The sequence below is a fragment of the Nocardiopsis sp. NPDC006139 genome (assembly GCF_040614155.1).
Classification (GTDB): Bacteria; Actinomycetota; Actinomycetes; order Streptosporangiales; family Streptosporangiaceae; genus Nocardiopsis; species Nocardiopsis changdeensis.
In genome coordinates, this window is the sequence record NZ_JBEXTT010000012.1 from 1 (window position 1) to 21,368 (window position 21,368).

20 protein-coding genes and 1 tRNA gene are annotated in these 21,368 nt (G+C 72.1%); 10 read left to right on the forward strand and 11 right to left on the reverse strand.

The window, feature by feature from the left end:
* Positions 1–121 precede the first annotated feature (121 nt).
* Positions 122–1,939, reverse strand: coding sequence for a methionine--tRNA ligase (metG, locus tag ABZ249_RS17285; RefSeq protein WP_355263546.1), 1,818 nt, complete (start codon positions 1,937–1,939; stop codon positions 122–124).
* 186 nt (positions 1,940–2,125) lie between these two features.
* Between metG and ABZ249_RS17290 the strand changes: the two genes are divergently transcribed.
* Positions 2,126–2,569, forward strand: a complete 444-nt coding sequence (locus tag ABZ249_RS17290; RefSeq protein WP_255647171.1) for a hypothetical protein — start codon at positions 2,126–2,128, stop codon at positions 2,567–2,569.
* 136 nt (positions 2,570–2,705) lie between these two features.
* Positions 2,706–5,339, forward strand: coding sequence for a protein translocase subunit SecD (gene secD, locus ABZ249_RS17295; protein ID WP_355263549.1), 2,634 nt, complete (start codon positions 2,706–2,708; stop codon positions 5,337–5,339).
* Positions 5,340–5,415: 76 nt separating this feature from the next.
* Here secD and ABZ249_RS17300 read toward each other — a convergent pair whose 3' ends face one another.
* The gene (locus ABZ249_RS17300; RefSeq protein ID WP_220564811.1) at positions 5,416–6,081 is read right to left on the reverse strand and encodes an AIM24 family protein; all 666 of its coding nucleotides are present in this window, start codon (positions 6,079–6,081) and stop codon (positions 5,416–5,418) included.
* A 66-nt stretch (positions 6,082–6,147) separates the two neighbouring features.
* A complete protein-coding gene (gene rsmI / locus ABZ249_RS17305) occupies positions 6,148–7,050 on the reverse strand; it encodes a 16S rRNA (cytidine(1402)-2'-O)-methyltransferase (RefSeq protein ID WP_355263553.1) in 903 nt (300 codons plus the stop codon).
* A gap of 107 nt (positions 7,051–7,157) precedes the next feature.
* Between rsmI and ABZ249_RS17310 the strand changes: the two genes are divergently transcribed.
* From ABZ249_RS17310 to ABZ249_RS17320, 3 genes are all read left to right on the forward strand, one after another.
* Positions 7,158–8,807 carry a phospholipid carrier-dependent glycosyltransferase gene (locus tag ABZ249_RS17310; RefSeq protein ID WP_355263556.1) on the forward strand — a complete coding sequence of 550 codons (1,650 nt, stop codon included), beginning with the start codon at positions 7,158–7,160 and terminating at the stop codon, positions 8,805–8,807.
* A 298-nt stretch (positions 8,808–9,105) separates the two neighbouring features.
* A complete protein-coding gene (locus ABZ249_RS17315) occupies positions 9,106–9,312 on the forward strand; it encodes a cold-shock protein (RefSeq protein ID WP_220564808.1) in 207 nt (68 codons plus the stop codon).
* Positions 9,313–9,531: 219 nt separating this feature from the next.
* Positions 9,532–9,846, forward strand: coding sequence for a sec-independent translocase (locus ABZ249_RS17320; protein WP_220564807.1), 315 nt, complete (start codon positions 9,532–9,534; stop codon positions 9,844–9,846).
* A gap of 6 nt (positions 9,847–9,852) precedes the next feature.
* Here ABZ249_RS17320 and ABZ249_RS17325 read toward each other — a convergent pair whose 3' ends face one another.
* A complete protein-coding gene (locus ABZ249_RS17325; protein ID WP_355263560.1) occupies positions 9,853–10,377 on the reverse strand; it encodes a hypothetical protein in 525 nt (174 codons plus the stop codon).
* Positions 10,378–11,305: 928 nt separating this feature from the next.
* Between ABZ249_RS17325 and ABZ249_RS17330 the strand changes: the two genes are divergently transcribed.
* A complete protein-coding gene (locus ABZ249_RS17330; protein WP_355263563.1) occupies positions 11,306–12,031 on the forward strand; it encodes a response regulator transcription factor in 726 nt (241 codons plus the stop codon).
* Positions 12,032–12,866: 835 nt separating this feature from the next.
* On the opposite strand, the gene ABZ249_RS17335 is transcribed toward ABZ249_RS17330, so the two are convergent.
* From ABZ249_RS17335 to galU, 7 genes are all read right to left on the reverse strand, one after another.
* A tRNA-Ala gene (locus ABZ249_RS17335) sits at positions 12,867–12,940 on the reverse strand.
* Between the two features lie 69 nt (positions 12,941–13,009).
* Positions 13,010–13,597 (reverse strand): hypothetical protein, encoded by a 588-nt coding sequence (locus ABZ249_RS17340; RefSeq protein WP_355263566.1) that lies wholly within the window; start codon positions 13,595–13,597, stop codon positions 13,010–13,012.
* Between the two features lie 392 nt (positions 13,598–13,989).
* The gene (locus ABZ249_RS17345) at positions 13,990–14,709 is read right to left on the reverse strand and encodes a GNAT family protein (RefSeq protein WP_355263569.1); all 720 of its coding nucleotides are present in this window, start codon (positions 14,707–14,709) and stop codon (positions 13,990–13,992) included.
* 207 nt (positions 14,710–14,916) lie between these two features.
* Positions 14,917–15,429: a MogA/MoaB family molybdenum cofactor biosynthesis protein gene (locus ABZ249_RS17350; protein ID WP_355263572.1), complete on the reverse strand. Its 513-nt coding sequence runs from the start codon at positions 15,427–15,429 to the stop codon at positions 14,917–14,919.
* A complete protein-coding gene (gene moaC, locus ABZ249_RS17355; protein ID WP_355263575.1) occupies positions 15,422–15,925 on the reverse strand; it encodes a cyclic pyranopterin monophosphate synthase MoaC in 504 nt (167 codons plus the stop codon). The genes ABZ249_RS17350 and moaC overlap by 8 nt, the downstream gene beginning before the upstream one ends.
* 100 nt (positions 15,926–16,025) lie before the next feature.
* Entirely contained in the window at positions 16,026–17,252 is a 1,227-nt protein-coding gene (glp, locus tag ABZ249_RS17360) for a gephyrin-like molybdotransferase Glp (RefSeq protein ID WP_355263578.1), read from the reverse strand.
* A 130-nt stretch (positions 17,253–17,382) separates the two neighbouring features.
* Entirely contained in the window at positions 17,383–18,336 is a 954-nt protein-coding gene (galU, locus tag ABZ249_RS17365) for a UTP--glucose-1-phosphate uridylyltransferase GalU (RefSeq protein ID WP_220564800.1), read from the reverse strand.
* 138 nt (positions 18,337–18,474) lie between these two features.
* Here galU and ABZ249_RS17370 point away from each other — a divergent pair, with 138 nt between their 5' ends.
* The 4 genes from ABZ249_RS17370 (at position 18,475) to mscL (ending at position 21,304) form a co-directional block, all read left to right on the forward strand.
* Positions 18,475–19,083 (forward strand): 5-formyltetrahydrofolate cyclo-ligase, encoded by a 609-nt coding sequence (locus ABZ249_RS17370; RefSeq protein WP_355263581.1) that lies wholly within the window; start codon positions 18,475–18,477, stop codon positions 19,081–19,083.
* 172 nt (positions 19,084–19,255) lie between these two features.
* Positions 19,256–19,597 carry an FmdB family zinc ribbon protein gene (locus tag ABZ249_RS17375; protein ID WP_220564798.1) on the forward strand — a complete coding sequence of 114 codons (342 nt, stop codon included), beginning with the start codon at positions 19,256–19,258 and terminating at the stop codon, positions 19,595–19,597.
* Between the two features lie 479 nt (positions 19,598–20,076).
* Entirely contained in the window at positions 20,077–20,730 is a 654-nt protein-coding gene (locus ABZ249_RS17380; protein ID WP_355263585.1) for a Flp pilus assembly protein CpaB, read from the forward strand.
* A 166-nt stretch (positions 20,731–20,896) separates the two neighbouring features.
* Complete coding sequence (gene mscL / locus ABZ249_RS17385) at positions 20,897–21,304, forward strand: large conductance mechanosensitive channel protein MscL (protein ID WP_220564796.1); 408 nt, start codon at positions 20,897–20,899, stop codon at positions 21,302–21,304.
* Positions 21,305–21,368: the final 64 nt, after the last annotated feature.

Here is a 21,368-nt window from a genome sequence, read left to right on the forward strand (position 1 = left end):
TGTGCACCTCGACACCGGCCGGCGGAGCGATGTCCGCGGCGGTCACCACACCCGGGCCCTGCTTGCGCAGGTACATCAGCACCGGCTCGTCGTGCCCCGGGCCCGGCCCGGGCCGCGCGTCCTACGCGGCGCCGCCCTCCAGGCGGGCCAGCTCCTCGTCCACGACGGACGGGTCGAGCTTGGCGAACAGCGGCTCGGGGCGGCTCAGCGGGGTGCCCGGCACGATCGGGATCGACTCCCAGCGGGCGGCGTTGTCGGCGTAGTCGCCGGTGATGACCGGGTAGTCGACCTTCTCCGCCGAGCCGCCGATGGTGTCGTGGCCGGTCTCCAGGCGGGGCATGCCCGTCCAGGTACCCTCGCCGCCCAGCATCGCGTACACCTTGTTGGCGGACTCCGGCAGGAACGGCGTGAGCAGGGTGTTGGCGTCCTGGACCAGCTGGAGCGCCACGTGCAGCACGGTGGCCATCCGCTCCGGGTCGGTCTTCTTCAGCGCCCACGGGGCCTGCTCGGAGATGTACTTGTTGGCCTCGGCGACGGTCCGCATCGCCTCCTGGAGCGCCGCCTTGAACTGCGAGCGCTCCAGGCGGGCGCCGACGGTGCCGAACGCGGCCGCGGACGCCTCCAGCACCCGGCGGTCCTCGTCGGTGAGACCGCCCGCCGCGGGGATCTCGCCGAGGTTCTTGGCCGCCATGGAGATGGAGCGGTTGACCAGGTTGCCCCAGGCCGCCACCAGCTCGTCGTTGTTGCGGCGCACGAACTCGGCCCAGGTGAAGTCGGTGTCCTGGGTCTCGGGCCCGGCGGCCATGATGTAGTACCGCAGCGCGTCGGCGGAGTAGCGCTCCAGGAAGTCGCGCACGTAGATGACCACGCGGCGCGAGGAGGAGAACTTGCGCCCCTCCATGGTGAGGAACTCGCTGGAGACCACCTCGGTGGGCACGTTCAGCGCGCCCAGCGGGCCGGGCTCGCCGCCCCGGTCGCCCCGGCCGCTCGCCCCCAGCAGGATGGCGGGCCAGATCACCGAGTGGAAGACGATGTTGTCCTTGCCCATGAAGTAGAAGGACTCCGGGTCCTCCCCCTGCCACCAGCGGCGCCACGCCTCGGGGTCACCGGTGCGCTCGGCCCACTCGATGGACGCGGACAGGTAGCCGATGACCGCGTCGAACCACACGTACAGCCGCTTGTTGGCGTTGTCGCTCCACCCGTCCAGCGGGATCGGCACGCCCCAGTCCAGGTCGCGGGTGACCGCGCGCGGCTGGAGGTCGTCCAGCAGGTTCATGGAGAACTTCAGGACGTTGGGGCGCCACTGGCCCTCCTTGCCCTTGAGCCACTCCGAGAGCACGCCGGCGAAGGCGGGCAGGTCGAGCATGAAGTGCTCGCTGTCCACGAACTCCGGGGTCTCGCCGTTGATCTTGGAGCGCGGCGAGATGAGGTCGATCGGGTCCAGCTGGTTGCCGCAGTTGTCGCACTGGTCGCCGCGCGCGCCGTCGTAGCCGCAGATCGGGCAGGTGCCCTCGATGTAGCGGTCCGGCAGGGTGCGCCCCGTGGACGGGGAGATGGCGCCCTTGGTGGTGCGCGCGAAGACGTAGCCGTTGTCGTACAGCGTGGTGAAGAGCTTCTGCACCACGGAGTAGTGGTTGCCGGTGGTGGTCCGGGTGAACAGGTCGTAGGACAGGCCCAGGGCCACCAGGTCCTCGGCGATCACCCGGTTGTAGTGGTCGGCCAGCTCGCGGGCGGTGACGCCCTCCTGGTCGGCCAGCACCTGGATCGGGGTGCCGTGCTCGTCGGTGCCGCTGACCATCAGCACGTTGTTGCCCGACATTCGCTGGAAGCGGGAGAAGACGTCGGAGGGGACTCCGAAGCCGGACACGTGGCCGATGTGGCGCGGTCCGTTGGTGTAGGGCCAAGCGACCGCGGTCAGGATGTGGCGATTCGACGACATGACCTAAGCCTAAAGCCGACGACGCCCTGACACGCACTCCATTACCGGGCCCCGCGGGTACGCGCTCCGGGACGGGAGATTCCCCGGGGACCCCGGGTACCCGTATGCTCTGCTGGACGAACACGCGCGCAATGTGACGCATGCGACTCGGCGCCCAGCGGCGCTCCCGGACCTGAGGCGGTGGTCATCACGGCTCCCCGTGCCCTGACCCGTGCCCGTGCCCGGGCCCGCCGCGCCCTGGCCGCCCCGCTGGTCGCGGGGGTGGCCCTGCTCGTCGTGTTCTCGGTGCCGGGGATCGGCGCGGGCGAGCCCGTGCCGCCGGCGCTGCCCTCCTACGGGGTGGCCAGCGCCCCCCGCCCCGCGGACGCCGACCCCGGGCACGACCGGGTGGAACAGGCCGGGCACGACGACCACCGGGTCACCGTCGGTCCGCCGCCCTCGACCTGTGACACCAGGTCCGGGGTGCGCGACCTGCCCGACGTCCTGCCCGTCCCCGTCCTGAGCCTGGCCTCCTGGGACCAGCCCTGGTGGCCCGCCGACCCGCCGGGCGCCGAACCGGTGCCCGAACAGGGGGTCCCGCGGGACCTGCCGCCCACCCGGGCCCCGCCTCTCACCGCGCTCCCGTCCTGATCCCATCCCCGGACGCCGCATCCCCCGGCCTCCGCGCCCGCAGCGCGTCCGGATCTCCATCGGCTTTTTCGCAGTGAGAGGTAACGACCCCTTGGCCACGTCCACATCGACATCGACGGGAACGGGGGGGCGCTGGTTGCGCGCCCTCGTGTCCCTGCTCGTGATCGCCGTCGCCTTCGGCGCGGCTTGGTTCATCCCGCCCCGCCTGGGCCTCGACCTGAGCGGCGGCACACAGATCGTCCTGGAGACCCAGGACGGCCCCGACGGCACCCCGGCCAGCGCCGAGAACACCGACCAGGTCGTCGAGGTGCTGCGCCAGCGCATCGACCGCCTCGGTGTGGCCGAGGCGACCATGTCCCGCTCCGGTGAGAACCGCATCATCGTGGAGCTCCCCGGCGTTCAGGACCCCGCCGAGGCGGCCCAGATCGTCGGCCAGACCGCGCAGCTGTCCTTCCACCCCGTGCTGGGTGTGGGCCAGGCCGGCGGCCAGGGCGTCCAGGCGCCCGGCGACTTCGCCAACGCCCCCGAGGGCGAGGCCGACGAGGCCCGCGCCCCGCAGGACACCGAGGAGGCCCCCGCCGAGGAGGCCCCCGCGGAAGAGGGCGGCGAGGGCGCCGGCGGCGCCGGGGAGATGAGCGACGAGGAGCTCCAGGAGCTGCTCAACGGCATGGGCGGCGGCCAGGGCCAGCAGCCCGGCCAGGCCGGCCCCAGCGCGGAGAACCCCGAGGACGTCGTCATGACGCTCCCGGACTCCGACGGCACCAACCTCCAGCTCGGCGAGACGGTCATCAAGGGCGACCGGGTGTCCAGCGCCGAGGCCGCGCTCGACAGCGTCAACCGCGCCCAGTGGACGGTCAATGTCAGCTTCCGCGGCGAGGGCCGTGAACAGTGGCAGCAGCTGACCGCCGACGCCGCCTGCTACCCGCAGGGCGACCCGCGCCGCCGGGTGGCGATCGTGCTGGACAACCAGATCATCTCCGCCCCGGAGGTGAACCCGGAGATCGGCTGCGAGGTCGGCATGTCCGGCGGCCAGACCACGATCACCAGCCCCACCTTCACCCGTGAGTCCGCCAACGAGCTGGCCGTCCTCATCGAGGGCGGCTCCCTGCCGCTGCCGGTGACCGAGGTCCAGCGCCAGACGGTCGGCCCGACCCTGGGCGCCGAGGCCATCCAGGCCAGCGCGATCGCCGCGATCCTGGGCATCGCCTTCACCGCCCTGTACATCACGCTGGTCTACCGCCTGGTCGGCTTCCTGGCGTCGCTGGCCCTGGCGTTCTACACCCTGATCGCCTACGGCGCCCTGGTGGCGCTGGGGGCGACGCTCACACTGCCCGGCCTGGCGGGCTTCGTGCTCGCGATCGGTATGGCCATCGACGCCAACGTGCTGATCTTCGAGCGCGCCCGCGAGGAGTACCAGCGCCAGCAGGCCGTCTACCAGGCCAACCGCGCGTCCGGGATGAAGGAGGGTGACGACGACGGCAAGGGCGGCGGCGCCCTGGCCCGCCGCCGGCGCCGCGCCGTGCCGCCGAGCCTGGAGAAGTCCTTCGTGGAGGGCACCGGCAAGGCGTGGAGCGCGGTGCTCGACACCAACGTCACCACGCTGCTGGCCGCCGGCCTGCTGTTCTTCCTGGCCTCGGGCACCGTCCAGGGCTTCGGCGTCACCCTGAGCATCGGTACCGTCGTGTCGATGTTCTCGGCCCTGGTCATCGCCCGCGTGTTCGTGGAGTGGGCCGTGCGCCGCGCGGTCATCCGCAAGCACCCGGCCATCAGCGGCCTGGACCGGATCGGCCCGGTCCGCGCCTGGCTGGTCAAGAAGAGCCCCGACCTGATGAAGCACCGCTCCAAGGGGCTCGTCGTCGCGGGCCTGCTGGTGGTGGCCGCCCTGGTCGCCCCGCTGGTGCAGAACGTCAACCTGGGCGTCGAGTTCACCGGCGGCCGGGTCCTCGAGTACGAGATCACCGGCGACCGCCAGGTGAGCGTGGACGAGGCCCGCGCGCTCGTCTCCGGGCTGGGCTTCCCCGGCTCGGACACGGCCGTGGTGCAGGAGGCCGGCGACGGCGACATCTCCGTCCGCACCGGCGAGCTCAGCGACACCGACGCGGCGTCGATCACCGACGCGCTCGCGGAGGAGACCGGCGGCGTCGAGGTGGTGAGCGACGAGCTCATCGGCCCGAGCATGGGCGACGAGCTGCGCAACCGGGCGCTGATCGCGCTGGGCGCGGCGCTGGCCCTCCAGATGATCTACCTGGCCTGGCGCTTCCGCTGGTCGTTCGGCGTCTCCACGATGCTGTCGCTGGCGTTCAACATGCTGCTGGTGATCGGCCTGTTCATCTGGCTGGGCAAGCCGATCGACGGCGTGTTCCTCGCCGCGATCCTGAGCGTCATCGGCTTCACCGTCAACGACACGGTCGTGGTGTTCGACCGCGTCCGCGACGAGTGGGCCCGCGACGACAAGTCCCCGTTCACGGCCATCGCCAACCGGGCGATCATCAACACCCTGCCCCGTACCGTCAACACGACCGTCGGCGGCTGGATCATCCTGGGCTTCCTGACCTTCCTCGGCGGGTCCTCGCTCCAGGACTTCTCCATCGCGATGCTGGTCGGTCTGACCACGGGCGTGGTGTCGACGGTGTTCGTCGCCGTGCCGCTGGCCGTGTGGCTGCAGAAGTGGGACAAGACCCCGCCGCCGCACGTCATCAAGGAGCGCAAGGCCAAGCAGCGCGTCGCCGCCAAGGCGGCCCGCGAGGCCGACGACGGAGCCGTCGTCTAGCACTCCCCTCTCTCGGGAGGAACAGCGGAGGGCCCCCGGGGACGCGACGTCCCCGGGGGCCCTCCCCGTGCGGTGCTCAGCCCGCCTGGACGGGGACCGGTGCGCCCTCGGAGGCCTGCACCAGGACGAAGCCCTGGCCCTGGAGCGACAGCTGGAACGCCTCGCCGCTGCCGCGGCCGATGAGCGCGCCGGCCTTCATGGTGCGGCGCACGCCGGTCTGGAGGGTGCTGGACCAGGCGACGGCGGCGTCGGTGTCGACGAAGGTCGGCTGGTCGATGTTAAGCAGCACCGGGGTGCCGTGGCAGGCGATGGCGATGCGCCCCTGGCCGGTGAACGTGGTGTTGAACAGCCCGCCGGCCGCCATCCCGGCGCCCTGGACGCGCTTGATGTCCCAGGCCAGGCCCGGCTCGAAGGCCAGCACGTTGTCGCCGTTGACGGTGATGGAGTCGTGGCCCTCCAGGTCGATGAGGTGGACGTCCCAGGCGTCGCGGGCCAGGAAGACGTCGCCCCGGCCGCTCACCTTCATCAGGGGCATGCCCTCGCCGGTGAACGCCTTCTTGAGGAAACGGCCGACGCCGCCCGCTCCCTGGTAGTCGAAGTCCACCTGGCCCTGGTAGGCGATCATGGCGCCCTGGCGCGCGAAGATCTCCCCGTTCAGGCCCACCCGGAGCATCTTGTGGTTCTGGAGGTGCATCCCGGGCTGACTGATCTCCTGGGCCTGCTGGAAGAGCTGGCTGCGCATGCTTGTCCTCTCATCGCGAACGGTGTCCCGCCGGGTTGGACGCCTCCCGGGGGGAAAAGTTCCCGTTCACCCCGCGGTGTCTCCTGTGGCTTCGGTGTCTCCTGTGACGCCGTGCACCAAATCGTAGACACGGCGCTTGGGAACACCCGTCTCCTTGGCCACCCGGGCGATCGCGTCCTTGCGGCGGACGCCCTCCTCCTCCAGGGCGTGCACCGCCGCCAGCAGGTCGCCGTCGGCGGCCGCCCCGCCCGCGGGCCGGGCCCCCTCGACCACCACGGAGATCTCGCCCCTGACCCCCCGGGCCGCCCAGTCGGCCAACTCGGCCAGCCCGCCGCGGCGCACCTCCTCGTAGGTCTTGGTGAGCTCGCGGCAGACCGCCGCGCGGCGGTCGGGCCCGAACGCCTCCGCCATCGCCGCCAGGGTGGCGGCCACCCGGTGCGGGCTCTCGAAGAACACCATGGTGCGCCGCTCGGCCGCGAGCTCCGCCAGGTACCCCGCCAGGCCCTTGCGCGGGGGGAAGCCCTCGAAGCAGAACCGGTCGGTGGGCAGGCCGGAGACCACCAGCGCGGTGGTCACCGCCGACGGCCCGGGCACGGCGGTGACCGGGATGCCCTCGGCCGCGCAGGCCGCGGCCAGCCGGTAGCCCGGGTCGGACACGCCGGGCATGCCCGCGTCGGTGACGACCAGGACGTCCCGGCCCTCGCGCAGGTCGGTGAGCAGCTCGTCGGTGCGGCGGCTCTCGTTGGCGTCGTAGTAGGACACGACCCGGGCGCCCTCGGCACCGCCGGGGCGCACGCCGGCCCGGGTGGCGAACTGGCGTAGCCTTCGGGTGTCCTCGGCGGCGATGACCCGGGCCTCCTCCAGGACGCGCAGCAGCCTGGGCGGCGCGTCCTCGAGGTTGCCGATGGGGAGCCCGGCCAGGGTCAGGGTCCCGACCCTCCGCTTAGCATCGCCCTCAACCACTGTCATCCCCGTCCTGTCACGCTACGGTGGCATCTATCACGCCACCCGAAACCTGTCTCACGGTCCGTCCACAAAGGGACACAACCCTCTCCGACCCCAACCTACGAGCCGAGATGACCACCACCGCATTTTCCTCCGAGGTCGAGTCGACCCCACCCGCTCCCCCACGCCCCTCGCCCCTGCGGGCCAGGTTCCTGCCCGCCGACCCGACCCCGGCGTGGATCGCCTGGCTGGGGGCCGTGCTCGTCGCCGCCTTCGCCGGCGCCCTCCGGTTCGTCGGCTTCGGGGAACCCCCCCGGATCTACTTCGACGAGACGTACTACGCCAAGGACGCCTACGGCCTCCTGAACTACGGCTACGAACACGAGACCGTCGAGGAGCCCGTCGACGCCGACGCCCTGCTCCAGGACGGCGCGACGGCGGACATCTTCACCGGCGGCGGCGACTTCATCGTCCACCCGCCGGTCGGCAAGTGGATGATCGCACTGGGCGACCTGCTGTGGGGGGCGCTGCCGTTCGGCGAGTCGATGACCCCCGAGGCCTGGCGGTTCGCCTCGGTCCTGGCCGGCATCGCCTCGGTCCTCATCCTGGTCCGGGTGGCCACCAGGATGACCCGCTCGGTGCTGCTGGGCTGCACCGCCGGCGTGATCCTGGCGCTGGACGGCCTGCACTTCACGCTGAGCCGCGTCGCGATGCTCGACATCTTCCTCACCCTGTGGATCCTGGCCGGGTTCGCGTGCCTGGTGATCGACCGGGACAAGACACGGGAACGCCTGGTGCGGCTGGCCGAGGCCGGGGTGGACGTGGCCTCCGTCGGCTGGTTGGGGATGCGCTGGTGGCGGCTGGCCGCCGGGCTGTGCTTCGGTCTCGCGGTGGGGACCAAGTGGTCGGCCCTGTTCTTCATCGCCGCGTTCGGCCTGCTCACCGTGGCGTGGGACTACGGGGCGCGCAGCAGCGCAGGCCAGAAGCGCCCGGGCCTGCGGTGGCTCGGCTTCGACGCGATCCCGGCGTTCGTGCAGACCGTGGTGGTGGCGGGGATCGTCTACCTGGTGTCGTGGTCGGGGTGGCTGTTCACCCGGGGCGGGTACAACCGGGACTACGCCGACGGCCTGGCCCCCGACTTCCTGCCCGGTTTCCTGGCCGCGCCGGTGGAGGCCCTGCTGAGCCTGTGGAACTACCACACGCGCATGATGGGCTTCCACGAGAACCTCAGCAGCGACCACACCTACATCTCCCAGCCGTGGGAGTGGATCATCATGCGGATGCCGGTGATGTTCCACTACAACGGCGAGGCCGTGGGCTGCCCGAGCGGCGACTGCGTGACCTCGATCGTCTCCATCGGGACGCCGGTCGTCTGGTGGCTGTCCATCCTCGCCCTCACCGTGCTGGTGGGCTGGTGGGTCACCTTCCGCGACTGGCGGGCCGGGGCCGTGCTGCTGGGCGTGGCCGCCGGCTGGCTGCCGTGGTTCGCGTTCCCCGACCGCCCCATGTTCCTGTTCTACGCGCTGCCGATGCTGCCGTTCCTGGTGCTCGCGATCGTGCTGATGCTGGGCCTGGTGATGGGCGCCGGGGAGGAGAGCCCGCGGTTCTCGCCGTATCTGCGGGCGCTGGGCGGAATCGTGTTCGGCGTGGTGATGCTGTTGATCATCGCGCACTTCGCCTACCTGTACCCGGTGCTGGCCGCCTATCCGCTGGACCAGGAGATGTGGGACGAGCGGCTGTGGTTCCGGGTGTGGATCTACGGGCGCGACGCGCTGGCCTGACCCGCGCGGGAGGAGCGGGCGTTCTCCATTAGTGGCAGCACCGAAAGAAATCAATGCTTTCGCGTAGCCGAAACAGGACAGACCGCCGACGGGGATTCCCCCGCCGAAAGCCTCGGCAGGGGACCCCCCTCCCTGGTACTGTCTGCAACTGGTTGCTGTTGTAGTTTCCATGGATGCCCGAGGCGCCTCGCGGAACTTCACGTGGGCGCTTTTGCGGGGGACCGTTCTCTTCACTTCGGCGCCCGGCGACCCGGGGCCAGCAGGGTGCGGCCCCGTTGTAGTCCCCAAGGGAGAGCACATGGCTCAGGGCACCGTGAAGTGGTTCAACTCTGAAAAGGGTTTCGGGTTCATCGCCGTCGAGGGCGGCCAGCCCGACGTGTTCGTGCACTACTCGGCGATCGCGGGGACCGGCTTCCGGAACCTGGAAGAGGACCAGCGGGTCGAGTTCGAGGTCATCCAGGGCCCCAAGGGCCCGCAGGCCGCGGACGTCCGCCCCATCGCCTAGACAGATCGTGGCGGGTCCCGGCGGCCCGGCGGAACCGTCCAGGCGGGCGTTTCCCTCCACAGGCGTTCCCGACCCCCGCCCCTGCCCAGGGGCGGGGGTCGGCCGCGTCCCGGCTGTTCCACGGGTGTCCGCGTTGTGATCCGGGCACGGTTACCCAAGCGCACCGATACCGGTTAACCTGCTTGAAGCCGGTCGGTATCCCGAGAACGAGGATCGCGCATGTTCAACATCAGCGGAGGAGAGTTCGTCGTCCTCCTTCTGCTCGCGCTGTTGATCTTCGGCCCCGACCAGCTCCCCAAGGCCGCCCAGCAGGTGGGCCGGGTGCTGCGCCAGCTGCGCACGATGGCGAACTCCGCCAGCAAGGACATCAAGGAGGGCCTGGGGCCGGAGTTCAAGGACTTCGAGGTCCAGGACCTCAACCCCAAGCGGTTCGTGCAGAAGCACTTCTGGGAGGAGGGCGAGGACGAGCCGCAGCTCAAGCCGGCCGCCCGGCTCAACGGCCGCCGTCCCCCCTTCGACGACGAGGCGACCTGACCGGCCTCAGCCGGCCAGCATCAGGACGAACAGCCCCAGCCCCAGCAGGATCAGCGAGCCCACGATGACGGCGGGCGAGCCGAAGGCCAGCACGAGCACCTCCGCGGCCATCGCCCCGCCGATCGCGGCCGCCGCCCAGGGCCAGCGCGCCTCCGGCGACCAGCCGTTGCGGCGCTCGCGGGCGACGGTCACACCGAAGGCGAGCGCGATGAGCGCCCAGAACAGCAGGTGGGCGACGATCCGCGCGGAGGGCTCGGTGTAGTCGGCCATCCCGCCGACGACCATCACGTACAGGACCGTCCCGGTGGCCAGGCGCCAGTACCCGTGACCGCGTTCGACGGGGATGTCGCGCAGCCGGGCCGGGGTGGTGCGGCGGAAGCGCTCGGCCGCCATGGGCCGCGGTTCGGGCTCGGGCGGCGGGGGCGGCCCGGGGCGGGGACGGGGAGGCTCGGGCGGCGGCTCGTACCCTCCGACGGGCTCGGGGCCCTCCGGGTACTGGTGGCCACCGGGGTACTGGGGGGAGTCGGACACGGTCCGCCCCTTCAGGTCGGCGCTGTCCGGCCTGCGGCCGGGGACTCTCGCCCCTCCCCTACCCGGAGCCCGCCGCCGTCAAATCCCCCCACGTGAGAAGGCCCGGCCGCCGAACGACCGGGCCCCGGGCTGCTCGCGCTACATCCAAACCCAACCGCTCTCTTGGGCGTGCGAGGTCTGCTTGATCATGGCATGTACCTTTCGTGCGTTTTCAGCCCATCCCTGGACCACCTTGGACCACCCGCCCGTCCCCGACAAGACCCTCATCCGAATGTTCACCCTTTTATGACACAGATGGACACAAGGGACGTAAGGGTGACGAATCAGCGGAGCGAGTACCTCCGGAACCCCAGTTCAGCGGCACCGCCTTCGCGATCGCAGTTCACACCCTCCCCGACCACCTGCAAAAACAGGATCAGCCAAGGGCAAAAATACCCCACCCCCCTTCACCGAGAGTGACACCGCGGGAATTACCCCATTCCCATTCGCCGCCACCCCGGAGCCCGAAATTCGGAGCCTTTTCCCTGGACACCGGGAGCCCGCCGATAAACCTCCCGGGACGCGGCGATCCCACCCCGAGTAAGACCTCCCGAAGACCCGCTACTCTCCGTGATCACCTTGCGACAGAGGTTCTCGGGCCCCAGGGAAATCCCGTGACTCCGGCCCCCTGTTATGGACGCACTAAACCTCGGTATATTGCCAGTCACTTTCAGGGGAAAGCCTCACGTCACCCTTCCCCGGCATCGCCGGTCCGCCCGTTTTCTGGCGTACTGCGCCGTATACCACCGGGTAAGTTCCGGGATCGTCCGCGCGGATCACGGAAAGCCTGCCTAAAGTAGGAGGGACCCGCCCGAGTCCCCGGCGTACGGGGTCCGAGCGGGACGTGGAGTCTCCCTCCCGGCCGCCACGTGCAAGGAAGGCACCCGTCGTGAGTCCGCACCCCCCGAGTCCGCCGCCCTACACCCGCTCGCCCGACGGCGTCCCCGCCGACGGAGCCGACCGCACCATCCGGGTCATGGTGGTCGACGACCACGCCTTCTTCCGGCGCGGCCTGGTGTCCGTCCTGGACGAGGAGGCCGACATCGACGTGGTCGGTGAGGCGGGGGACGGCGAGGAGGCCGTCCGGCTCGCCGCCGACTCCCGCCCGGACGTGGTCCTCATGGACGTGTGGATGCCGCACGCCCGCGGTATCGAGGCCTGCCCGCGCATCCGCGAGGCGGTGCCGCACACCAAGTTCATCATGCTGACCATGAGCGACGAGGAGTCCGACCTCTTCGACGCGCTCAAGGTCGGCGCCAGCGGCTACCTGCTCAAGGAGATCGCCGTCACGGACCTGCCCCGGGCGGTGCGCAGCATCGCCGACGGCCGCTCCTTCATCAACCCGACCATGGCCACCCGCCTCATCGGCGAGTTCGCCGAGCTGGCCAAGCAGGAGAGCACGCCGGAGCCGGCGGCCATCCCCCAGCTCACCCCGCGGGAGACCGAGGTCCTCAAGCTGGTCGCCCGGTCGCTCAACAACCGGGAGATCGGCGAGCGCCTGTTCATCACCGAGAACACCGTGAAGAACCACGTCCGCAACATCCTGGAGAAGCTCCAGGTCCACTCCAGGACCGAGGCGGCCATCTACGCCGTCCGCGCCCAGTACGCGTCCTGAGGGCTATCCTGGCTCCGTACCGGCCCCCGCACAGGGGATAGCCGCTTCGCCGGTGACACTCGGGGCTCCGGTCCGGAATCGAGACCCCGCCGAAGGGGATATCCGCCCGGCCCCGCCGGGGGCCCGTGCCACGCACGGCCCCCGGCCCCACCCCGAGCCCCACCGCTCCAGAGGCCCCCGCCACACGACAGGAAAGCCTCGCAGGTCCAAGCGCCCACAGGCACAGCCACACCCCTGCGAGAGCCCCCGCGCACACACCGCCCAGGAGCCTCTCCAAATCGCTCCACGGACGCAGCCACACCCGGCACGGGAGTCCCGCGCACACACCGCCCAGGAGCCTCTCCAGATCGCCCCCAGGCGCAACCACACCCGACACAAGAGCTCGGGCACACGCGCCCCACGAGCCTCCCCCGGCCCGGCCCACCCCACAGGCACGACCGCACCCGGCACGGGAGCCCCAGCCCACACACGGCCCCGGACTGCCCCAGATCGCCCCTTCGGCCCGGCCCACACCCCGCACAAGAGAACCCGCGCGCAGCCCCGGCACAGACCCCCTGCCGTAGAGCAGCCCAGAGCCACCCCCGAACACACCCACAACCGGCACGGGTCCCTATCGACAGCCTCAGGGCACACGCGCCCCACAGGCAGTTCTCAGACCACCCCACGGGCACCGCCCATGGCCGATGTAAGAGAACCCCCCGCCCCGGATCCGGGGCACGCGACCCCCGCCACAGGGGGTCACCTCGGGGGGTTCGGGGGGTCTCCCCCCGGTAAACACGAAGGACGACCCTGCGAGGCGGCCGAAGGCCGCCGAGCAGGGTCGTCCCGAGTCCTGTGGAGCTATGGGGATTTGAACCCCAGACCCCCTCGATGCGAACGAGGTGCGCTACCGGACTGCGCCATAGCCCCTTGAAGACGAGTTAAGCCTAGCAGGCTTCCGGGGGTGCTCCGAACCGGTTCCGGGGCACCCCCGGGACGTCAGTCCCCGGCCGCCCGCAGGCGGGCGTCGGCGTACTGGTCGTAGACCTGGCTGCGGCGGTCGCGCAGGGCGATGATCTCCGCCTCGCGTTCGGCCTCGCGCTCCTGCCGTTCGGCCAGCCTGCGGGCCCGCAGGGCCGCGCGGCGGCGAGCCCGCAGGACCGCGGCCCGCTGTTCGGCGTCGGCCTTGGCGGCCTCGCGCAGCAGCACCAGGTGTCCTCCCAGCAGGAGCACCGGCGGGATCGTCACCCACCAGGGCCCCAGCCCGAAGGCGACGGCGATCGCCGTGCCCGCGGTGAGCAGGGTCAGCACGGTGGTGCGCCGGCGCCGCCGGGCGATGACCCGGGAGCGGCGCTCGTTCGCCCGCGGGGCGGGGAGCGGCGCGGGCTCGGCGGCGGGCGCCGCCTCCTCCTCGTAGTCCTCGTCCTCGCCCTCGGAGGCCTCGGCCTCCGCCTCGGCCCCGGTGTCCTCGTCCTCGCGCCGCGGCTCCTCGGGGACGGCGTCCACCGAGTCCTTCCGCAGCAGCATCGGGACGAGGACGATGAGCCATACGACCACGATGGCCAGGTACAGAGGAGAGCTGCTCATCACCCCTCCTCACGATGACGGCCATTGAACGTTGTCCGACACTTCGTCGACACCGCCCCGCGCGGTCCGTCCGGGGAGGGGAACGTCCGTCCCGGGGACGTGGTTCCCGACCTCGGACCTGTCCGGGAGGTCTCCCGGGCATATCCGCGCGCTGCCCGCATCGTCAATGCGTCTATGTTCCGCACGGTACGACCCCGTGTCCATAAATGCGCCACATTCTGACCGGAGTGTCGCAAGATTGTGGACCCTCAGTTTCGGTCGTCCGGCACGGCTGAGCGTCGACGCAGGTCAGAGGGTGACTGCGCAGAGCAATGCCATTTCAACGCAAAGTAATTGATCAATGTCGTTAAAGAGAGGTTTAAGTTCCGGTCACACCCGTGATGGTGCCACGTTCAGTTCGGCCCGGGGCTCGGACTCGCCGGGTGGCGGGGATCTCCGCCGCCGTTCGGGTCCTGTGGCCCCAATGGGGAACCGGGACCGGAATCGGACTCCGGCGGAGTCCCCGAGGCTCTGCCCAGGCGCCACCGGTGCAGCAGCCCGTCCGGCACCTCCTCGGCCGTGAGCGCGTAGCAGATGTGGTCCCGCCAGGCCCCGTCGATGTGGAGCTGGCGTCTGCGCACTCCCTCGTCCCGGAAGCCGAGCTTGGTCGCGACGCGCCTGCTGGCCCGGTTCTCGGGGCGGATGTTGGCCTCGATCCGGTGCAGCCCGACCTTGAAGAAGGCGTGGTCGACCGCGAGTGCCACGGCCGTCGGGGTGATCCCGCGGCCCGCGTGGGCGCCGTCGATCCAGTAGCCCACCTGCGCCGACCGCGCCGAGCCCCAGACGATGCCGCCGACGGACAGCTGCCCGACGAAGCGACCCTCGTAGTACACGGACCAGGGCATGGACAGGCCCTGGCGGGCCTCCCGCCGGATGGCCTGGATCATGGCGACGTAGGGGGACAGCCCGGTGCCGCGCAGCGGCATCTCCGGGTAGGTCGGCTCCCAGGGCCGCAGCCATTCGGCGTTGCGGGCGCGGGTGTCACGCAGTGCGGTGGCGTCGCGGAGCCGGAGCGGCCGGAGTTCGACCGGACCCTCCCGCAGGGTGACGGGCCACCCTTGTCTGCGATTCACGACCGTCCCTTCGCCGGCACCCGCCGGTTCCGGCTCCGGCGGGGTACTCCAGTATTCCACTCCTCGGACACGGCGTGTCGGGAGTCACCCTGGCCCCGGAAACGGATGGTCCCTAATGGCACTGGTTCCGCACCGGAAAGGAGTGCCGAGGTCAAGGAATTCTCTCTGAACGGAATGCCCGAGATGTGATTCCCGTCATTGTCCGGTTCATTCGGAACGCGGGTGATCCGTGCCACTCAGCTGGTCGAGGGCGTGGCCCAGGACCGGCTCCAGGACGTCCATTCCGTCGCTCGCCCCGCCCCGCGACCCGGGCAGGTTCACCACCAGGACCCGCCGGTCGCCGCGCACGATCACCCCGGCCAGGCCGCGCGAGAGGATCGCGGTGGGCACGCCCTTCTCCCGCCCCGCGGACCGGATCGCCTCGGCGATCCCGGGCACCTCGTACGCGAGCAGGGAACGGGTCGCCTCGGGGGTGAGGTCCTGCGGCGTCACCCCGGTGCCGCCGGTGGTCAGCACCGCGTCGGCCCCCTCGGCCACCGCGCGCTCCAGGGCCTCGGCGACCGGCGGGCCGTCCGGCACCACCCAGGGGCCCAGCGGCTCGAAGCCCAGGGCCCGCAGACGGTCGGCGATCACCGGGCCGGAACGGTCGGGGTACACCCCCGCCGCCGCCCGGTTGGACGCCGTCACCACGGCCACGCGCCGCGCGGGGGCGTCACTCACCGCGCCTCCAGTGGCCCTTCTTGCCGCCGGTCTTCTCCTCCACCCGGACCCGGGTGACCTCGGCCTCGGGATCGACGGCCTTGACCATGTCCACCAGGCCCAGGGCCGCGGTCATGACGCTGGTCAGCGCCTCCATCTCCACCCCGGTGCGGTCCGCGGTGCGCACCGTCGCCCGGATGTCCACGCCCTCGTCGACGACGGTCAGCTCCACGTCCACGCCGTGCACGGCGATGGGGTGGCACAGCGGGACCAGGTCGGGGGTGCGCTTGGCGCCCTGGATCCCGGCGATCCGCGCCACCGCAAGGGCGTCGCCCTTGGGCACCCCGCCGCCGCGCAGCGCGGCGACGGCCTCGGCGCTGAGCAGTACGCGGCCGGTGGCGGTGGCGGTGCGGGCGCTCACGTCCTTGGCGGAGACGTCGACCATGCGCGCCGCCCCCGACGCGTCCAGGTGGGTGAGTCCGCCGGGACTCCCGTCCGACCGTGGGGTGTCGCTCATGGTCCGTCGGTCCTTCCGTGTCCGTGGCCCTCCGGGCCCGTCGGGCCCTCCATGAAGGTACGGCACACGGGCACCGGGCGTCCCCCGGACCCCGGCGGGGTCAGACCGGTTCGGGCAGGACCAGGGCCTCCACCGCCGCCCCCGACGGCAGCTCCGTGACGTCCTCGGGCACGACGATCAGCGCGTTGGTGGTGGTGAGCGCCGTCAGCTGGTGCGACTCCTGCCGGGTCAGCGGCACCACCGCGGCCTCCCGCCCCGGGGCGGCGGGCTCCAGCACGCCGCGCAGGTAGGAGCGGCGCCCGGGCGGCGAGGCGACCGGCGCGGCCAGCCGGGCGCGGACGCCCTCCAGCGGGGCCGGCGGCAGGCCGCGCAGGCGGCGCAGCACCGGCAGGACCAGCACTTGGAAGGAGACGAACGCGCTCACCGGGTTGCCCGGCAGGGTGATGATCGGGGTGCGGTCCGGGCCGATGACGCCGAACCCCTGGGGCTTGCCCGGCTGCATCGCCACCTGGGCGAACTCGACGGTGCCCTGGGCGCTGAGCACCTCCTTGACCACGTCGTAGGCGCCCATGCTCACCCCACCGGTGGTGATGAGCAGGTCGGCGCGGACCAGGAGGCCCTCCAGGGTGTCCAGGACCTTGGCCGGGTCGTCGCCGACGAACCCGTGGCGGTGCACCTCGCAGCCCGCGTCACGGGCGGCGGCCGCCACCATGAAGCTGTTGGACTCCCAGATCTGGCCGGGGCCCAGCGGGCGGCCGGGCTCCACCAGCTCCTCGCCGGTGGAGAGCACCACCACGCGCGGGCGGGGGAAGACCGGGACGGTGCGTCGGCCCACGGCGGCCAGCACGCCCATCTCCCCGGCGCCGATGCGCGCGCCGGGCTCCAGGACCACCGTTCCGGCCTCGATGTCGCCGCCCGCCCGGCGGATCGCGTTGCCCTCCCGGACCGGCCGGGAGAAGGCGGCCCGGGCGGTGCCGCCGTCGGTCCACTCCACCGGGACGACCGCGTCGGCGCCGACCGGCAGGGGCGCGCCGGTCATGATGCGGGCGCACATGCCGGGGCGGATGGCCGCCGGGGACGGGTCGCCCGCGGGGATGTCGGCGACCACCGGGAGCAGGACCGGGGCCTGGGGCGAGGCGTCCGCCAGGTCGGCGGCCTGCACGGCGTAGCCGTCCATGGAGGAGTTGTCGAAGCCGGGCAGGGAGACCGGGGAGGCGACCGTCCCGGCCAGGACGGTGCCGTGCGCCTGGAAGAGGTCGACCTCGACCGGCCGGGGGTCGTCCACCACGGCCAGGATGTCGGCGATGTGCTGTTCGACGCTCTTCACGGGGGCTCCTCCGATTCGCGGCCAGGGTGCGGGCGCCCGGGGGCGCCCACGCCCATTGTGGCCGGGCACGGGCCGGCCGGCGGTCACCCGCCCCCGGTCCGTGCGTCACGCCCGCCGCACCGCCGGGGGATCACTCCCCGGAGCCGCTCCCCCGCCCGTCCGCCGGGGCGTGCCGGTCGACGAACTCGCGCAGCCACGGCAGCAGCTCGTCGGCCAGGTCCGGGCGGCGGCAGGCGAAGTCCACGACGGTGCGGATGTAGTCGGCCTTGTTGCCGGTGTCGTAGCGGTGGCCGCGGAACAGGACGCCGTGGACCACCCCGCCGTCCTCGGGCTTGCGGCGGGCCAGCTCGCGCAGGGCGTCGGTGAGCTGGATCTCGCCGCCCCGGCCGGGCGGGGTCTCGTGCAGCACCGGGAAGACCGCCGGGTCGCAGATGTAGCGGCCGATGATCGCCCAGCGGCTGGGCGCCTGCTCAGGGGCGGGCTTCTCCACCAGGTCGGTCACCACGACGACGTCGTCCTCGTCGGTGGCCTCGATGCCCGCGCAGCCGTAGAGGGAGACCTGCTCGGGCTCGACCTCCATGAGCGCGACCACGCTGCCGCCGTGCTTGGCGCGGACCTCGATCATGCGGCGCAGCAGCTCGGCGGACTCGATGAGGTCGTCGCCGAGCAGGACCGCGAACGGGTTGTCGCCCACGTGCGCCTCCGCGCACAGCACCGCGTGCCCCAGGCCGCGCGGCTCCCCCTGGCGGACGTAGTGGACCTGCGCCAGGTTGCTGGGCTCGCGGACCGAGCGCAGCCGCTCGGCGTCGCCCTTGGACTCCAGCGCCTCCTCCAGCTCGTAGGCCCGGTCGAAGTGGTCCTCGATGGAGCGCTTGTTGCGGCCCGTGATCATGAGGACGTCGTTCAGGTCGGCGGCGACCGCCTCCTCCAGGACGTACTGGATCGCGGGCTTGTCCACGATCGGGAGCATCTCCTTGGGGGTGGCCTTGGTGGCCGGGAGGAAGCGGGTCCCCAGACCGGCCGCGGGTACGACCGCCTTGGTCACGGGGGCGGGATCGGGGTTTGGCAGGTCGCTGGGATTCATGTCGGCACTCTAGGGCAGTCTCCGGCCGCCCACGATGCACCCCGGTGTTCCGGGTGTCGAGAAGTTCCGGTTGTTTCGGGTCCGGGTAGGGCGAAAGCCACCCGCCGTTCACCGGCGGCGCGCTGACAGACTGGCCGCATGGACGAGACGACACGGTCGGAGAAGCGGCGCATGCGGCGGGAGGTCCTGGCGGCGCGCCGGGCGATGGACCCCGGGGAGCGCGAACGCGCCGGCTCGGCCGTGCGCGACACCCTCACCGCGCTGCCGTGGCTGGCCATGAGCGGGACCGTGGCCTGCTACTACTCGGTGGGCACCGAGCCGGACACCCGCAGGCTCGTCACGGCGCTGTGGAAGCGGGGCACGTACGTGCTGCTGCCGGTCTTCCTGCCCGACGGGAACCTGGACTGGGCGGCCTACGACGGCCCCCAGAGCCTGGAGCCCGCCGGGCACGGGCTGCTGGAGCCCACCGGGCGCCGCTACGGGACCGGGGCCCTGGCCACCGCGGACGCCGTGGTGTGCCCGGCGCTGGCCGTGGACCGCTCCGGCGGGCGGCTGGGCCGGGGCGCCGGGTGCTACGACCGGGCGCTGTCGCTGCGCGGGCCGAACTGCCCGGCGATCGCCGTGGTGTACGAGGGCGAGTTCGTGGACGCGGTGCCCCGCGAGGAGCACGACCTCCGGGTGGACGCGGTGGTGACCCCCGGCGGCCTGCACGTGTTCGGGTCCGGCGTGTGGCCGGACCGCCGGTAGCCCCCGCCGGGCGGCGGGATTAAGCGGGCGCCGGAGGGCGTTGACAGGGAGGATCGCGCTCCGGTCGGCGACGACGCCCGCGACCGGTGTCCCCACTGTCACGTCCCCGGTCGTCGAGCGCGTACTATTTAGCAGTCAACGGGCGAGAGTGCCAGCAAGGAGGACCCGAACAGTGCCTACGTACCAGTACGCGTGCACCGAGTGCGGCGCCCAGATGGAGGTCGTGCAGAGCTTCAGTGACGACGCCCTGACCGTCTGCCCCGAGTGCGAGGGCCGACTGCGCAAGGTCTACTCGGCCGTGGGCATCGTCTTCAAGGGCTCCGGCTTCTACCGCACCGACAGCGGCAAGACCTCCAACAGCTCTTCCCTGACCGGCTCCAGCGCCACCACCGCCCCCGCCTCCGGCAAGGCCGAGTCCACGGGTTCGGAGTCCTCCTCGTCGTCCTCCTCCGCCAAGAGCGAGAGCACGAGCGGCAGCACCGCCACCGCGACCACCGCCGCGACCGGCGGCTGAGGCCGCCGGCCGTTGACCGAACTCCTCCGCGCCGCCGAGTGACTCGGCGGCGCGCGGTGCGTCCGGCCCCCGATCACCTCTGAACCGCCTTCGGCCGTGACCGCTCCGGCCTCCCCCGACCGTCCCTGAACCACCTTCGGCCGGGCCCCAGAGCCGCACCGGCCGGAGACGCCGCGGTTCACACCGGCCGATGGCCGGCAACCCCTCAGGCTCCACTCCGGTCGACTGTTCCGAAGGCCCCTGCGGCCCCGCACCGGCCGGAATCGCCGGGCCCCCACCGGGACCGCCGCGGGCCGTTCCGGAGGCCGCTCCGGCCCCGTGCCGGCCGAGATCGCTCGGGGGCCCTGCCGGGACCGGTCCGGCCTTCTCCGACCGCCTCTGAGACGCACAGGACAGAGAAGTGACGGGGGCCCGGACGAGGCGGAAAAGGGCCTGTGGACAACCCGTCCGGGCGGGTCCGGCGGACTTATTTTGGGGGCATGACCGAGCCCCCTCGTCCTCCCTACCGGCACCGCGGCGCGCTCACCCGCTTCGTGGACCGGCACCGGCGGACCCTCGCCGCCCTGCTGACCGCCGCAGCGCTGACCGCCGCCGTCCTGGCGGTACGCCCGCCGCCGCCCGCCACCGTCGAGGTCCTGGTCGCCGCCCGGGACCTGGACGCCTCCGGGCCGCTGGCCGCCGGCGACCTCGCGCCCACCTCCCTGCCCACGGCCCTCGCCCCGCGGGGCGCCCTGGAGCCGGGCACCGCGACCGCGGGCCGCTCTCTCAACGCCCCCGTCCGCCGCGGGGAGGTCGTCACCGACGCCCGGCTGGCCGACCCACCCGCCCTGCCCTACGGCGACGGCCTGGTCGCCGTGCCCGTGCGGGTCGCCGACCCCGGGGCGGTGGCGCTGCTCTCCCCCGGCGACCGGGTGGACGTGCTGGCGGCGCGGGGCCGCGACGAGTTCGCCCCCGCCCGCGCCGGACCGGCCGCGGAAGTGGTCGAGGGCCGCCCGGTGCTGGCCGTGCCGTCCGAGAGCGACCACGGCGGCGAGGGCGGTGCACTGATCCTCATCGCGGCCAGCCCGCAGGAGGCCAGGGAACTGGCCGGGCACGCCGTCGACTCCCGGCTGTCCATCACCATCCGCGGCTGACCGCTGACCTTGCGTCCATCACCATCCGCAGTTGACCACTGACCTTTTGTGGTGAAAGCTGGCCGGGCGCCCCGCCCGCCTCGTCCCGTGCCCCCGGCGCGTGCGGCCACGGACCCCCGGCGGGGGCGCGTTCCGCACAGCAAACGAGACACGTAGGGCTTTTGCCATGGATGGATTCAAGAAGTTCCTGCTCCAGGGGAACCTGGTGCAGCTCGCGGTGGCGGTCGTGATCGGCACGGTCTTCGCCAACCTGGTCACCGCGTTCACGGAAGGGTTCATCACCCCGCTGATCGGCATCTTCGGCGGGATCCCCACCTTCAGCGACCTCTACTTCGAGATCAACGGCAGCCGCTTCCTGTACGGCGCGTTCATCGACGCGGCGATCTCGTTCCTGCTCACCGCGTCGATCGTCTACTTCTTCGTGGTGCTGCCGGTAGCCAAGCTGATGGAGCGCTACGTCAAGGCGGAGGAGGCCACCACCCGCGAGTGCCCCCACTGCTTCACCGAGATCAACAAGAAGGCCGAGCGCTGCCCGGCCTGCACCAGCCAGGTCGTCCCGGAGACCGCCGTCTGACACGCCGCGGGGGCGGCCAGGTCGGGCCGCCCCCGGTCCGTCCCCGCGTCCCCGCCCGGGGCGG